The organism is Ulvibacterium sp., from assembly GCF_965228935.1.
Taxonomy (GTDB): Bacteria; Bacteroidota; Bacteroidia; order Flavobacteriales; family Flavobacteriaceae; genus Ulvibacterium.
Window position 1 is genome coordinate 4,094,776 of the sequence record NZ_OZ245846.1, and the last position, 13,993, is coordinate 4,108,768.

Annotated in this window: 17 protein-coding genes; 6 read left to right on the forward strand and 11 right to left on the reverse strand. The window is 41.0% G+C overall.

Annotation, left to right across the window (positions count from 1 at the left end; translation table 11 throughout):
• Positions 1-403 precede the first annotated feature (403 nt).
• From ACO06Y_RS17410 to ACO06Y_RS17435, 6 genes are all read left to right on the forward strand, one after another.
• Entirely contained in the window at positions 404-943 is a 540-nt protein-coding gene (locus tag ACO06Y_RS17410; protein WP_422080285.1) for an RNA polymerase sigma factor, read from the forward strand.
• Positions 943-1,485 (forward strand): hypothetical protein, encoded by a 543-nt coding sequence (locus ACO06Y_RS17415; protein ID WP_422080286.1) that lies wholly within the window; start codon positions 943-945, stop codon positions 1,483-1,485. The genes ACO06Y_RS17410 and ACO06Y_RS17415 overlap by 1 nt, the downstream gene beginning before the upstream one ends.
• Positions 1,466-2,557, forward strand: a complete 1,092-nt coding sequence (locus ACO06Y_RS17420) for a hypothetical protein (protein WP_422080287.1) — start codon at positions 1,466-1,468, stop codon at positions 2,555-2,557. Before ACO06Y_RS17415 ends, ACO06Y_RS17420 begins: the two co-directional genes overlap by 20 nt.
• Before the next feature lie 150 nt (positions 2,558-2,707).
• Entirely contained in the window at positions 2,708-3,373 is a 666-nt protein-coding gene (locus ACO06Y_RS17425) for a hypothetical protein (protein ID WP_422080288.1), read from the forward strand.
• 1 nt (position 3,374) lies between these two features.
• A complete protein-coding gene (locus ACO06Y_RS17430; protein ID WP_422080289.1) occupies positions 3,375-3,599 on the forward strand; it encodes a hypothetical protein in 225 nt (74 codons plus the stop codon).
• Positions 3,596-4,318, forward strand: a complete 723-nt coding sequence (locus tag ACO06Y_RS17435) for a head GIN domain-containing protein (protein ID WP_422080290.1) — start codon at positions 3,596-3,598, stop codon at positions 4,316-4,318. The genes ACO06Y_RS17430 and ACO06Y_RS17435 overlap by 4 nt, the downstream gene beginning before the upstream one ends.
• Positions 4,319-4,398: 80 nt before the next feature.
• Here the strand turns inward: ACO06Y_RS17435 and hisIE are convergent, their stop codons facing one another.
• The 11 genes from hisIE to ACO06Y_RS17490 form a co-directional block, all read right to left on the reverse strand.
• Entirely contained in the window at positions 4,399-4,995 is a 597-nt protein-coding gene (gene hisIE, locus ACO06Y_RS17440; RefSeq protein ID WP_422080291.1) for a bifunctional phosphoribosyl-AMP cyclohydrolase/phosphoribosyl-ATP diphosphatase HisIE, read from the reverse strand.
• A gap of 24 nt (positions 4,996-5,019) precedes the next feature.
• Positions 5,020-5,775: an imidazole glycerol phosphate synthase subunit HisF gene (hisF, locus tag ACO06Y_RS17445; RefSeq protein WP_422080292.1), complete on the reverse strand. Its 756-nt coding sequence runs from the start codon at positions 5,773-5,775 to the stop codon at positions 5,020-5,022.
• Positions 5,776-5,911: 136 nt separating this feature from the next.
• Positions 5,912-6,430 carry a DinB family protein gene (locus ACO06Y_RS17450; protein ID WP_422080293.1) on the reverse strand — a complete coding sequence of 173 codons (519 nt, stop codon included), beginning with the start codon at positions 6,428-6,430 and terminating at the stop codon, positions 5,912-5,914.
• A 2-nt stretch (positions 6,431-6,432) separates the two neighbouring features.
• The gene (locus ACO06Y_RS17455) at positions 6,433-7,203 is read right to left on the reverse strand and encodes a HisA/HisF-related TIM barrel protein (protein ID WP_422080294.1); all 771 of its coding nucleotides are present in this window, start codon (positions 7,201-7,203) and stop codon (positions 6,433-6,435) included.
• 90 nt (positions 7,204-7,293) lie between these two features.
• Positions 7,294-7,722 carry a GNAT family N-acetyltransferase gene (locus ACO06Y_RS17460; RefSeq protein ID WP_422080295.1) on the reverse strand — a complete coding sequence of 143 codons (429 nt, stop codon included), beginning with the start codon at positions 7,720-7,722 and terminating at the stop codon, positions 7,294-7,296.
• The gene (gene hisH / locus ACO06Y_RS17465) at positions 7,722-8,303 is read right to left on the reverse strand and encodes an imidazole glycerol phosphate synthase subunit HisH (protein ID WP_422080296.1); all 582 of its coding nucleotides are present in this window, start codon (positions 8,301-8,303) and stop codon (positions 7,722-7,724) included. Before hisH ends, ACO06Y_RS17460 begins: the two co-directional genes overlap by 1 nt.
• On the reverse strand, positions 8,300-9,475 hold the full coding sequence (hisB, locus tag ACO06Y_RS17470) for a bifunctional histidinol-phosphatase/imidazoleglycerol-phosphate dehydratase HisB (protein ID WP_422080297.1): 1,176 nt from the start codon (positions 9,473-9,475) through the stop codon (positions 8,300-8,302). The genes hisH and hisB overlap by 4 nt, the downstream gene beginning before the upstream one ends.
• Before the next feature lie 7 nt (positions 9,476-9,482).
• Positions 9,483-10,532, reverse strand: a complete 1,050-nt coding sequence (gene hisC / locus ACO06Y_RS17475; protein WP_422080298.1) for a histidinol-phosphate transaminase — start codon at positions 10,530-10,532, stop codon at positions 9,483-9,485.
• A 28-nt stretch (positions 10,533-10,560) separates the two neighbouring features.
• Complete coding sequence (gene hisD, locus ACO06Y_RS17480; protein WP_422080299.1) at positions 10,561-11,850, reverse strand: histidinol dehydrogenase; 1,290 nt, start codon at positions 11,848-11,850, stop codon at positions 10,561-10,563.
• A 165-nt stretch (positions 11,851-12,015) separates the two neighbouring features.
• Positions 12,016-12,873 carry an ATP phosphoribosyltransferase gene (gene hisG, locus ACO06Y_RS17485; protein WP_422080300.1) on the reverse strand — a complete coding sequence of 286 codons (858 nt, stop codon included), beginning with the start codon at positions 12,871-12,873 and terminating at the stop codon, positions 12,016-12,018.
• 294 nt (positions 12,874-13,167) lie between these two features.
• Positions 13,168-13,983 (reverse strand): prohibitin family protein, encoded by an 816-nt coding sequence (locus ACO06Y_RS17490; RefSeq protein ID WP_422080301.1) that lies wholly within the window; start codon positions 13,981-13,983, stop codon positions 13,168-13,170.
• Positions 13,984-13,993 lie beyond the last annotated feature (10 nt).

Consider the following 13,993-nt stretch of genomic DNA (forward strand, 5'->3'; position numbering starts at 1 on the left):
TAAAAAATCCAGGGTTGCATGTGCCTTCAAAAATTCTTCCTTTTTGGCAATATTTTAACAAACTCACATAGAATAAAATCTACATTTAAGTATTTGATAACCAATGTTTTATTTAAAAAAACCATCAAAAATCCCAAATGTCCTCTGACATCAAGGGAGAAGATGAGATTCCTTAAAAGGGTATGGGACTTTGGTAGAAGAGCCTAAACTTATAGGATATCGATTTGGATTGGAACCTTCATCACATGCATTTACAGGAAGCATTTTAAGTGCCAAGTTCCATTGTGGAAATGCTTTACTTTTGGTAAAATTATTTCAATCGATGCAACCCTTGAAATATCCATCTGTCTTTAGCAGTGTAGTAGGCCTAGTTTTAGGAAGTTAAACGACCATTTCAATTTAATTGGAGACCAATATTCGCTTTACCCATAAGGAGCTTGTTGAACGTAGCAAGTCTGGTGATAGAAACTCGCAGTACCGGTTATACGAGCTCTATGTGGATGCCATGTATAACATTGGCATGCGTATGTTGGGAATAAAGGAGGATGCCGAAGATATTGTACAGGAAAGTTTTGTGGATGCCTTTAGGAATCTTGGGAGCTTCAAATATGAAAGTACGTTCGGATCCTGGTTAAAAAGAATCGTGGTAAATAAAAGTATCAACCATTTAAAATTAAAAAAGATTCCCATTACGCCTATTGAGGACCATGAGTTTTATTTAAAGGAGGATGTTGAGGAAAATGTAGAGGCAATCGATATTAAAAAAGTAAAGATGGGATTGGAAAAACTTCCAACCGGATATAAGCAGATTATAAGCCTTTACCTTATTGAAGGTTATGATCATTTAGAGATTGGAGAGATATTGGACATCTCAACATCCACATCTAAATCTCAATACCATAGGGCAAAGAAAAAATTAGTTGAAATCATAAACACCTTATAATGGACAATTTTGAAAAGCACATTAGGGAAAATAAGGCGTTGTTCGATGAACATAAAGCGGATAAGGCAAAACTTTGGGCCAATATTGCCTCGGAACTGGAGGATTCAGAGCCAAAAGTCGTGCCTTTGTGGCGATCTCCATTACTACGTGTTGCGGCGAGTATCGTTTTACTTCTAGGGATTACGGGGATTATAGGCGTGTCCCTGATGAACGATTCCAATATACAAGAAACTATCGTTTCCCAGGAACTATTGGATATCGATATGCATTATAAGAGCTTGGTTTCGTATCAGGTCCAGTTGGTTAAGGATCACCCTAAACTATCCGATGGGGACAAGGAGGAGTTTCTCTTATTCATGGATGAGTTGGACGAGGAATATGAACTCCTAAAATTGGAAATGAAAAAAAACCTGGACAATGAGCGTATTCTAGAAGCTATTATTGCCAACTACAAAAAAAGAATTGAACTTATTGAGAATCTGTTGCATCAAATCAATGATTCCAAAATAACAAATGAAGATTATGATGGATACATTTTATAAAAAACTGTTTGTTTTAATGGCCCTCGTACTATATGGCCATTATACCCAAGCCCAAGAGGAGGTGTCGAAACAGCTTAGGGAAACCTATGAAATGACCAATTCCGGGGAGTTGTATCTGGAGAACAAGTACGGCGATGTAACCATTACCGGATGGGATAGGGACAATGTCTCCATTACGGTAGATATCACGGTAACGCACAGGAAACTGGAAAATGCAAAGAATCTTTTGGACCGTATTTCGCTCAATATTCGGGAAATCGAGGATTTTATAACGGTTACTTCCGAAATCGCAGAGAAAAACACTGGTTTTTTCGCCCGATATTTCAATAAGGCAAACCCTTTTGATTTCGATAGAAGCAATGTGCAAATAGACTATACAATACAATTACCGGAAAATGCGGAACTGGATATTACCAACAAATTTGGGGATGTAATCATCGGAGATTGGTCAGGAAAACTGAAAGCTACCGTTGAGCATGGCGATGTTTGGGTCAATGAGGATATCAACAATGCAGATGTAATCTTGAGATATGGAAAACTAAGGACCAAAACCATTAACTATGGGAATATCCGCGTAAAAAATGGAAGTGTGGACATAGAAGAATCCAAAGACTTACGGATCAATAGTAGCGGTACCGATATAGAAATAGATCGGGTATCCTCTCTGGAAATCTACTCCAGTAAGGACGAAATAACCATAGGGGAAGTAGGTGCCGTAAACGGGGATTTAAGATTCACCAATATGCAACTGAATACTATTGAAGACCTGATCAACCTCACCATGAAAATTGCGGATTTCAGGGTGTCCAACGTGCGTAGTCCTGATGCGACTCTAGTTATCGATCAGGAATCTTCTGAAGTAAGCCTTACGGTCTCCGACTTCTCGTTTAGATTTGACGCCACCTTGGAAGAAGGCCTTTTGCGGCTTCCCAAATCCTTTAAGAACGTAGAGACCAAGATGCTGAACAAGGGACAAAGGATTCGCGAAATAACGGCCACTTACGGCAAAGGCTTGGCAGGTGAGATTTCCATTACCGGCATAAAGGGGGTCATACTTTTAAAGGAATTCTAGCCCTGTAACATTTTCTACCTGTTTGGAACTAACCTTGAATAGGTGGTACGGTTGGCCAAAAAACTTCGGTCAAAAAAAAATTATAGAAAATATGCAACCTTTTCCTAACTACGTTGTCTTTTGAATTAGACAATCAAAAAACAATAAAGCATGATACATCAAAAATTATTTTCCCTACTTCTAATTCTACTTTTTACAGGGTTTGCCTACGCTCAGGAAGACGAGCAGGAAGATGAGGATTACCTTGAATTCAACGATCGAAAAAATGTGGTCCACGGCGTATACTTGGGACTAAACGCCCAGTTTGGTGAAATTGATGGCGAGCCAACCTATCAGGGCGGTCTCAAAGTTGCCTATGTAGCCAATCAACAATTTGAGGTAGGCTTCTCGGGAACTTTTTTCTACTCTGTGCAGGATGTTTTTAATAGTGACCTGGATAGGGACCAGGACTTGATCGGGGCCTATGGCGGCTTACATTTGGAACCCATATTTTTTAGCAAATCTACCATAAACCTTTCCTTTCCCATATTGATAGGTGCGGGTGCCGTTGGTTATGTGGATGATAATTTCGATGATGGGGATTATGAGCTTACCGAGGATGATGTGGATGCCATTTTTGTACTGGAACCCGGGGTAAGTATGTTATTCAATGTTTCCCGATATCTACAACTTGAAGCCGGTGTAAAATATCGTTTTTCCAACAAGATAGACCTTGATTTCAGTCCTGTATCGCGAATCAATGGTTTTTCAGCCGGAATAGGGGTTAAAATAGGTGTTTTTAATATGGGTAGGAACCGTTATAAAAAAAATATATAATATGAAAAATAATACGTTTACCGGTCTTTGCGCAGTATGCCACGAAGCAATTGAAACCCAGCATGTTTTTTCGGAAAACAATCAAGTATACCTAAAAAAAGGAAATACATCGCACGCTATCCATTTGAAGAACAATGAGCAATGGTTTCCGGTAAACTTTCAATGGATTCCGGTCATGGAGCTGAAAAACAATCTTGAAAATCAATCAGAAAATTTATCAAAATGAAAAGCGTACTTGTATTTGCCGCTCTTATCGTTTTAAGTCTGCAAATGGTTTCCTGTGATTATGAAACGATACGGGCCTCCGATAGGATTTCAACAGTCGGTTATGGTTTGTCGGATTACTCGCGTCTACGGGTATCCAGTGCCTTCAACGTTTATGTAAAGTTCTCCGATGTAGAGGAAAGAATAGAGGTCGAGGCCAATGATAATATTCAAGACCGCATTATTGTCCAAAAAGAAAGGAATACTTTACGGATCAGGTTAAAGAAACATACCAAATTGAGAGGAAATGTAACTTTGAACGTGTTTATAACCACAAGGGAGATTTCCGATTTTGATATTTCGGGAGCTTCTAACGTTACCTTGGAGAGTCCATTGATTACCAGGGACGTGGATTTGGAAGTTTCAGGGGCATCTTCCTTCTCCGGTGAAATGGATCTTACCGATCTGGATATCAGGGCATCGGGTGCTTCCAATATTGATCTATTTGGAAATACCGAATCGTTAAGGGCACGTCTTTCGGGTAGTAGTGACCTTAAGGATTATGACCTAACGATCGAGGAATTGGATATTGAGCTAAGCGGTGCCAGCGATGCCTATTTAACGGTAACGGAATCCATAGATATAGAGGCTTCCGGTGCAAGTACCCTAAGGTACAGGGGAGATGCCAGTGTGAATATTAGAAGGTTATCCGGCGCTTCCGAAATAATTAAAACAGACTGATTTTTTAGTAGTTTGACTGTTGTTTTTGATAAATATGGGCGTCGCACAGATGCCCATATTTGTTCCGAAATAAAGGGAATTCAATGTCTGTCCCTTAGTATTTTCTCAACATCCTTTAAGGTAAAGCCTTTGGCTTGAAGCAAAATCAGATAATGGAACAATAGATCCGCACTTTCGTTCAGAAAAAGTTCATCATTATTGTCCTTGGCCTCAATAACGGTCTCTATCGCTTCTTCACCCACTTTCTGGGCAATCTTGTTCATTCCTTTTTCAAACAACGAGGCAACATAGGACGTTTCGCCGGTAGCGGAAGTCCTTCGTTGTTCTATGATCCTTTCCAATTCCGAAAGGAACCCGAAACTGGAAGTATTCTCCTCCCCCCAACACGTATCGCTCCCGGTATGGCAAGTTGGCCCAACGGGGTTTACGGTAATCAGCAAAGTATCCTTGTCACAATCGTTCTTGATATCCTCCAAATGCAGGAAATTGCCACTTTCCTCCCCTTTGGTCCATAATCGCTGTTTGGATCTACTAAAAAAGGTTACCTTTCCCGTCTCCCTGGTCTTATTAAACGCTTCTTGGTTCATATAACCTAACATCAGGACTTTTTTAGTAACTGCGTCCTGAATAATTACAGGTACCAGGCCATCTTCGTTTTTATTGAAATCTATATCCATTTGTTCCTATCTTGGTGATACATATTAAAGCCTTACTGGAATCCCGGATTTCCTAAGCTCTTTTTTTAAATCCCGTATTCTCATCTCCTTAAAATGAAAAACACTGGCGGCCAAAGCGGCATCGGCCTTGCCGTCTACAAAGGTATCTGTGAAATGTTGCATATTTCCTGCACCTCCCGAAGCGATTACAGGGATATTTCTTTCCTTGGACATTCTGGCCAAAGCCTCATCTGCAAACCCGTTTTTAGTACCGTCATGATCCATTGAAGTAAATAGGATTTCCCCCGCGCCCCGCTCTTCTACTTCCTTGGCCCATGAAAATAATTCTACCTCTGTAGGCACTTTTCCACCGACCAAGTGTACTTTCCATTCTCCATTTAGCTGTTTTGCATCAATGGCCACAACAATACATTGTGAACCAAATTTCGCTACCAAGTCATTAATCAATTGCGGATTTTTTACTGCAGACGAATTGATCGAGACCTTATCGGCTCCATTTTTAAGTAGGATGTCGACATCTTCTACCGAGGAGATACCACCACCGACAGTAAATGGAATGTTCACTTTTTCGGCGACATGATAGACCAATTCCGCCAAGGTCTTGCGTTTTTCCTCGGTGGCCGAAATGTCCAGGAACACCAATTCATCCGCGCCTTCCTCGGCATAGAATTTGGCAAGTTCCACAGGGTCTCCTGCATCACGCAAATCCAAAAAATTTATGCCTTTTACTGTGCGGCCATCCTTTATATCCAAACAGGGGATAATTCTTTTTGTCAGCATATGATTAAGTTTGAGGTCAAAGGGATAAAATACAAAGACTTTAAATCTTGCATCTTTTGTATCCTATAATTAGATTGACCAACTTCAATTTCTCACTTTGTACTTCGTACTTCCTACCTCCAACTTCCCTAGATTATTATTTGTTCTTTACATTCAGATCTATTCCATCGTAAAAACCCAAATCCCTATTTTTCAACATCTTGGTCCATTGTGCAATCTGGCCCACATGATACGAATAATGCTCTACAACATGGATAACAATACCCATCCCTGAAAAATAAAAACCTTGGACGTTGCGTTTTCGCATTAAATTTTCCACAGTAGACCCATTGATGGCTCTTTTCGCCTTTTCCACAGTATCCTCAAGCATCCGTACCAATTGGGATTTTGAATAGCCGGAACGTGTCTCAAACTCTTTGTTGCGTTCCCTGGAATCGGCTTTCTGGCCCAGGGCCGCTATGGCATACTGGGTTATATTTCCACACAGATGTAAAATCTGGTTACCAATACTATTGGAAGATTCGTTATGCCTTGTCCAAATTTCTTCCTCGGATAATTGTTCCATACATATATGGATCATCCTGGTACTTTCGTCCATTCTATATATGGATTGGACTATAAATTCCTCCGCCAATTGCGACACCTTGTCTTTCATACCTATATATTTAAGGATTCCAACTGTTTTAAGCTGATCCGATTTTCATAAATGGCCTTACCGATTATAACACCTTCACAACCGATTTCCTTTAGTTGGGGCAACTCTTCAAACTGCGAAACACCCCCGGATGCGATAAGATGTATGCCAGGCACTTCAACATCCTCTACCCCACTCATAGTAATCTGTGTTTTGGTCCGTTTGGTATGTGAAAGAATCTTTTTGTATAAATCGAATGAGGGTCCTTCCAACATGCCATCCTTGCCAATGTCCGTACATATCACATAGGTAATTCCCTTTTCTTGATACGACTTTATAAAAGGAACCAAATCCAAATCCGACTCCTCCTGCCATCCGGAAACGGCGATTTTTTCGTTTTGAGCATCAGCACCCAAGATGATTTTTTCCGCTCCGAACTTTTCCAACCATCCCAAAAAAATCAATTTCTCCTTTACGGCAATACTACCTCCAGTTATTTGTTTGGCCCCGTTTTCAAAAGCTACCCTTACGTCCTCATCCGTTTTGAGCCCTCCTCCAAAATCTATTTCCAAATTCGTTTTGGACGCAATTTGATATAGCACCTTGTGATTGACAATGTGTTTGGACTTGGCACCGTCCAAATCCACCAAATGTAAATATCGGATACCGTGGGCCTCGAACGCCTTGGCCACCTCAAGAGGGTTTTCATTGTAAATCTTCTTGGTGTTGTAATCGCCTTTCGATAGCCGAACACATTTCCCTTCAATAATATCTATGGCCGGAATAATTCTCATAACTAAAATGGGAAATACGAAATTAGAAACAAAACAAATTTTTGGGTTCTTTTATTCAAATCTCGCTTTTCTCCTTTTGTATTTCTAGTTTCACTCTCCTCCTTTAGTTTTCTTTCTTAGCATCCAAGTTTGTGGTTCGGATATCCTTTCAAAACCGAACTTTTCATAAAACCCATGGGCGTCGTTGGTGCGTAGCCCAATTCCGTTGACATTCCGTAACTCTGGAAGTTGGACAATATGTCCTACCAACATTTTGCCGATACCTTGTCCCTCGTATTCCGAATGGACAAAAACATCCATTAGCCACGCAAAAACCACATAATCCGTTACCAAGCGCGCAAAGGCCACTTGTTGATTCCTCTTGTTGAAAACCCCAAAGCACAAGGAGTTCTCTATTGACGTTAGAACCAATTCCACGGTCCTACCCTTTGCCCAATAGGAATTTTTGGATAAATAGTTATGGATGAAGGGGATATCCATTTTTTCCCTTTCCGTTGCTATGTAAAAGCCTCCTTCCATTACATCTCAAGAAAGTTTTGCAATATCCTTTCCCCTCCATTACTACTTTTCTCAGGATGGAACTGTGTACCATAAAAATTGCCCCTTCCCAAAGCCGCACTATAATTCAGTTCATATTCCGAAACCGCAATGGTGTCTTCACAAACCGGGGCATAGTAGCTATGGACCAAATAGATGTATTCCCTTTCTCCTATGCCATGGAACAAATCCGATTTTAAATTGGCTATTTCATTCCAACCTATTTGGGGTACCTTCACCTGGTTCGAAAACCGAACCACGTCCACATCAAATATTCCGAGCCCTTCGGTATTTCCTTCCTCGGATGAATTGCACATAAGCTGCATGCCTAGGCAAATGCCCAATACCGGTTGTTTTAGATTGGGTATTAGATTATCCAATCCACTGGCCCGTAATTTTTTCATGGCACTACTGGCCTCGCCAACACCGGGAAATATCACCTTATCCGCAGTTTTGATTTCTTCCGGATCGTTACTAAGACTGGCTTCGTATCCCAGTCTTTGAATGGCGAAACGGATACTTTGAATATTTCCCGCACCGTAATCAATAATCACAATCTTCATAACATTCCTTTTGTAGAGGGAAGAACCATTTTTTCCTTATCCCGTTTAATCGCCATTTTTATGGATTTGGCAAACGCCTTAAAAATAGCTTCTATCTTATGGTGTTCGTTAGTACCTTCTGCCTGTATGTTCAAATTGGCCTTGGCCCCATCGGTAAAGGATTTGAAAAAATGGTGGAACATTTCCGTGGGCATGTCCCCAACTTTTTCCCTTCGGAAATCCGCTTCCCAAACCAACCAATTACGACCTCCGAAATCTATGGCCACTTGGGCCAGGCAATCGTCCATAGGTAAACAAAAACCATATCTTTCTATCCCTAACTTGGCTCCCAAGGCCTGATAGAACACTTCACCCAAGGCAATGCCCGTATCTTCTATGGTATGATGCTCATCTACTTCCAAGTCCCCGTTTACGCTAATATCCAGATCCATTTGTCCGTGTCTGGCCAATTGATCCAGCATATGGTCAAAGAAGGCCAATCCAGTGGAGATTGTTCCTTGTCCCGTACCATCCAAATTGAGGACAATATGAATATCTGTTTCATTGGTCTTTCTGTGGATTTCAGCTGTTCTGTCCCTTAGCTTCAGAAATCCATAAATTTCTTCCCAATCATTGGTATCCAAGACGATATACTTCTCCAGTTCCTGGGTATTCGTACTAACTTCCGAAGTACCCAATTGTGTATGGTTGTTGATAAAAATTCCCCTGGAACCTAAATTTTTGGCCAATTCCATATCCGTAAGCCTATCCCCTATTACAAAAGAGTTTTCCAAATCGTAATACGCCGAGAAATACTTGGTCAACAATCCTGTTTTTGGTTTTCGTGTTTCCGCGTTATCCTCCGGGAATGTTTTATCAATAAAAACTTCGTCAAAGACTACCCCTTCATTTTCAAAGGACTTTAGAATAAAATCATGTACCGGCCAAAAGGTATCTTCCGGAAAAATATCGGTACCCAACCCATCCTGATTGGTAATCATCACCAGTTCGTAATCCAATTCCTTGGCAATCCTTCCCAGGTAGCCCATGGCCTTTGGATAGAATTCCAATTTGCCGAAGCTATCGATTTGTTCATCTGCCGGCTCCTGGATCAGGGTACCGTCGCGATCGATAAAAAGTACTTTACGTTTCTTATCTGTGGGAACAGGATTATTTGTATTGTCCACGTTCATATTGTATTTAATTTAGGCTGTTAAAGGCCTCTATCAATTTCCCATTTTCTTCTTGAGTCCCAACGGTCAATCGCAATGTATTTTCACAAAGTGGTTGGGTACTTCGGTTTCGTACCACGATTCCCTTATCCAATAGCTGGCTGTATCTTTTATTGGCATCGTCCACTTTTACCAAAATAAAATTGGCGTCCGTAGGATATATCTTGAGGACAAAATCGAACTCGGGCAACACTTTCGTCAATTCTTGCCTTTCCTTTAAAATACTTCGTACTTCCTCCTCTACGGCTTCGTTATTCAACACCTGTTGTAAAGCTCTTTGCTGGGTCAGTTCATTTACATTGTAAGGAGGCTTTATTTTATTCAATACGGCAATAATTTCAGGGGACGCACAACAAATACCCAAACGGATCCCTGCCATGCCATACGCTTTGGATAGGGTGTGTGTTACGATAAGATTGGGATAATCTCGCAATCGGACTATCCAACTTTCTACCTCCGAAAAATCAATATAGGCTTCATCTATGACCACAAGGCCGTTGAAACTATTCAAAAGATTTGCTATTCGTTTTTCGGAAAAACGATTCCCTGTGGGATTATTGGGCGAGCAAAGAAATAGTAGCTTCGTATTTTCATCTATATTTTTTAGAATTCCATCTACATCAGGTTCAAAACCAGGAGTCAATAAGACTTCCCTATTCTCAATATCATTTACATCGGCCAAGACCTTGTACATGCCATAGGTAGGTGGCAAAGAGATGATATTATCTATTTTAGGTTCGCAAAAGGCCCTAAAAATCAAGTCCAAGACCTCATCGCTGCCATTGCCCAAAAGCAAATTTTCCATAGCTACTCCCCTCTGTTCTGCCAAAAGCGCCTTGAGGTTCCTTTGTTGTGGATCGGGATACCGGTTGACCCCATTATTAAAAGGGTTCTCATTGGCATCCAAAAAGACCATTTCCGAGCCGTCGGACACATATTCGTCCCGAGCAGAGGAATACGGCTTTAATTCCCTGACACTTTCCCGAACCAACGCATTTATATTGAATTCCGTTTTCATTCTTATTCCCTATTGCGGTGGAATCTCCTTAATCTTGATCCATACTTTGTAAACGCAATGTCATAGCATTTTTATGGGCCTCCAGACCTTCGGCTTCCGCCATAAGCTCAACGGCATTGCCAATATTCCGAATCCCTTCCTTTGTTATTTTTTGAAAGGTCATGCTTTTCATGAAGCTATCTAAATTTACCCCACTGTATTGTTTGGCGTAGCCATTGGTGGGCAAGGTATGATTGGTACCCGAAGCATAGTCCCCTGCGCTTTCCGGAGTATAGTTCCCAATAAAGACCGATCCGGCATTCATTGTATTTTTAATATAAAAATCCTCATTGTCCACACATATTATAAAGTGCTCAGGTCCATATTCATTGATCAATTCAATAGCTGCTTCATCATCGTTTAGATATATCAATCTGCTATTCGCTATGGACTTCTTGGCGATTTCCTTTCTTGGTAGGCCCTCCAATTGCGTTTCTATTTCCTTCTCGACTTTGTCAATCATGATTCTTGAAGTCGATACCAGAATAACCTGACTATCCGTACCATGTTCTGCCTGACTCAAAAGATCTGAAGCCACAAAAGCCGCATTGGCCGTTTCATCGGCGACTACCAACAATTCGCTGGGGCCTGCGGGCATATCAATGGCAATACCATATTTGGTAGCCAATTGTTTGGCAACGGTGACATATTGGTTACCCGGCCCGAATATCTTGTATACTTTTGGAATGGTCTCGGTACCGAACGTCATTCCTGCAATGGCCTGAATACCCCCTACCTTAAAAATCTGGGTTACTCCGCATAGGTTTGCCGTATACAAAATGGCTGGATGTATTTTCCCCTCCTCATTTGGTGGAGAACAAAGTACAATTTCGCTGCAGCCAGCAATAGATGCGGGCACTGCCAACATTAATATGGTAGAAAACAAAGGTGCCGTTCCTCCTGGAATATATAGGCCCACTTTTTGGATAGGACGTTTTTCCTGCCAACACTGCACCCCTTCCATAGTTTCCACGGTGACCCGGTCTGTTTTCTGAGCCTGGTGAAATTTTTCAATGTTAGTTTTGGCCAACCGAATCGCCTCCTTCAACTCCTGGGAAATCAAATCTTTGGCATCTTCCGTTTCTTGTGGGGATACCTCTATACTTTCTAAATTGGCACCATCGAATTTCCGGGTATATCGTTTTATCGCCTCATCTCCCTTTTGCCCTACTGTTTCAAAAATGTTACCCACTACATTTTCAATATCGGATATAGTTTGGGTAGGCCTTTCTAAAATAAGCCTCCAATCTTCTCGCTTTGGATCGTATATCTTTTTCATGTGTTTAAAATTTTTAAATGCTGTAAACAAGCTATATAAAAATTTAAGAATCCATGCAACCCTGCCTGCGGCAGGCAGGCACTAGTTGCACTTGTTCTCTCATGAATTTATTTTAATCGTTCCACTGTGTGTAGTTTTTGATTAAAAAAATTCATGTTTGTTTCATTAGAGCACCATTTTTTCTATGGGACACACCAAAATACCTTCCGCGCCTGCTTGTTTCAATTCATGGATCACTTCCCAAAATTTGTCCTGGTTGAGTACTGTATGTACCGAACTCCAACCCTTTTCCGCCAAGGGCAGAACCGTTGGACTCCGCATGCCCGGTAACAGTTCAATAATAGCATCAAGTTTATCGTTCGGGGCATTCAATAAGATATACTTGGATTGCCGAGCCTGCAAAACGGATTGGATCCTAAACTGCAACTGCTTTAAAATCTCCTGACGTTCCTCTGAAATTTTTGGCGAAACGGCCAGCACCGCCTCGCTCTTCAGAATCACCTCTACCTCTTCCAAGTTGTTCTTGAACAGGGTACTTCCACTGGAGACAATATCACAAATGGCATCGGCCAAACCTATATTAGGAGCTATTTCAACGGAACCATTAATAATATGCAGATCGGCTTTGATTCCTTTTTCCCTTAGATATTCGTTGACCGTATTGGGATAGGATGTTGCTATACGTTTCCCTTCAAAGTCTTTGATTGTACTGTATTTTAAGGTTTTGGGAACGGCCAAGGATACCCTACACTTGGAAAAACCAAGCTTTTCCGCCTTTCTGATGTCCTTTCCTTTTTCCACCAATACATTTTCGCCGATAATGGCTATATCCACCACACCATCCCTTAGATACTGGGGTATATCGCCGTTTCGAAGGTAGAACACCTCCAACGGAAAATTTCTGGCCGAGGCTTTTAATTGGTCTTTTCCGTTATTTATGGAAATACCACAGTCCTTCAATATTTTGAGTGAATCCTCGTTAAGACGACCGCTCTTTTGTATGGCTATTCGAATGTTTGTCATTATTAAAATTTATGGTTCTTTCCCTCGAGTGAAAACTATAAACTGATTTAACCAAAAAACCCGCTTGATTTCTCAAACGGGTCCGAATATTGTATAACATAACTACAATACATTTCTACCTCGCTTGAGAGCAAGTATAAAAATGATGATGTGTAGTATAATTTCTCATTTCAGGATGTAAAAATAGAACTTATTTTGATTCGACAAAAATTTAAATCGTTTAATCGCACTGTGGATTATTATCCGTTCTGCTTTTAAAAATATCCAATTTAAAGGTTCAAGAGCCACAATTCATTAATTGTTGCCCAATATTAAAGGAAGGCCATCACCACTGGAACCGACCACTACCACTTTGGCGTTTGGGGATTGTGATAGCTGCAAAGTCGCCTCTATACCTTTGTCCTGTAATATTTTGTCAGTTAGGGAAGCACTTAATATTCTATTGGCGTCTGCCTTACCTTGTGCTTCTATACGTTGGCGTTGTGCTTCTTTTTCCGCTTTTTCCAATCGAAATTCGTATTCCAACGACTCCTGTTCCTGCTTAAGTTTTCGTTCAATAGCCTCCTTAATGGTAGGTGGAAGCGTTACATCCCTCACCAAAATCTCATCCAAAATAATATATTGATTGTCAACGATTTTCTTGGTTTCCTCAAAGATCTCCTGTTGGATGGCATCCCGCTTACTAGAGTATAATTGCTCCGGGGTATATCTCCCAACTACCGACCTGGCTGCAGAGCGGATGGTAGGCAGAAGGATACGATCCAAATAGTTGTCCCCAATTTTTTGGTGCAACTTCCCTAATTCCTCTGCTTTTGGCATATACCATGCAGAGGCATCCAATTGAATATCCAATCCATTTGAGGAAAGCACCTTCATTTTTTCAAAGATTTCTTGCCTCCTCACTTCATAAACATACACCTTGTTCCAAGGTGCCACAATGTGGAAACCTTCGCCCAATGGGGGCTTGTCCGTAACGACACCGCCCGCAAACCGTTTCCATAATACCCCTGCTTCACCTGCTCCGATATTGACAAACGCATTGGAAAACAGTAAAAAAAGTACAATGAATCCAAAAATTACTGGTACCGCTATTTTTGGTAATCTATCCATAGTTATTCGT

Coding starts and splice junctions, on each gene's coding strand:
- hisC (WP_422080298.1), bottom strand. CDS start 10,532: ATGAAAACGGAATTCAATATAAATGCGTTGGTTCGGGAAAGTGTCAGG.
- ACO06Y_RS17455 (WP_422080294.1), bottom strand. CDS start 7,203: ATGAGAATTATTCCGGCCATAGATATTATTGAAGGGAAATGTGTTCGG.
- hisH (WP_422080296.1), bottom strand. CDS start 8,303: ATGAAGATTGTGATTATTGATTACGGTGCGGGAAATATTCAAAGTATC.
- hisF (WP_422080292.1), bottom strand. CDS start 5,775: ATGCTGACAAAAAGAATTATCCCCTGTTTGGATATAAAGGATGGCCGC.
- ACO06Y_RS17435 (WP_422080290.1), top strand. CDS start 3,596: ATGAAAAGCGTACTTGTATTTGCCGCTCTTATCGTTTTAAGTCTGCAA.
- hisIE (WP_422080291.1), bottom strand. CDS start 4,995: ATGGATATAGATTTCAATAAAAACGAAGATGGCCTGGTACCTGTAATT.
- ACO06Y_RS17490 (WP_422080301.1), bottom strand. CDS start 13,983: ATGGATAGATTACCAAAAATAGCGGTACCAGTAATTTTTGGATTCATT.
- ACO06Y_RS17415 (WP_422080286.1), top strand. CDS start 943: ATGGACAATTTTGAAAAGCACATTAGGGAAAATAAGGCGTTGTTCGAT.
- ACO06Y_RS17460 (WP_422080295.1), bottom strand. CDS start 7,722: ATGGAAGGAGGCTTTTACATAGCAACGGAAAGGGAAAAAATGGATATC.
- hisD (WP_422080299.1), bottom strand. CDS start 11,850: ATGAAAAAGATATACGATCCAAAGCGAGAAGATTGGAGGCTTATTTTA.
- ACO06Y_RS17420 (WP_422080287.1), top strand. CDS start 1,466: ATGATGGATACATTTTATAAAAAACTGTTTGTTTTAATGGCCCTCGTA.
- ACO06Y_RS17430 (WP_422080289.1), top strand. CDS start 3,375: ATGAAAAATAATACGTTTACCGGTCTTTGCGCAGTATGCCACGAAGCA.
- ACO06Y_RS17425 (WP_422080288.1), top strand. CDS start 2,708: ATGATACATCAAAAATTATTTTCCCTACTTCTAATTCTACTTTTTACA.
- hisB (WP_422080297.1), bottom strand. CDS start 9,475: ATGAACGTGGACAATACAAATAATCCTGTTCCCACAGATAAGAAACGT.
- ACO06Y_RS17450 (WP_422080293.1), bottom strand. CDS start 6,430: ATGAAAGACAAGGTGTCGCAATTGGCGGAGGAATTTATAGTCCAATCC.
- hisG (WP_422080300.1), bottom strand. CDS start 12,873: ATGACAAACATTCGAATAGCCATACAAAAGAGCGGTCGTCTTAACGAG.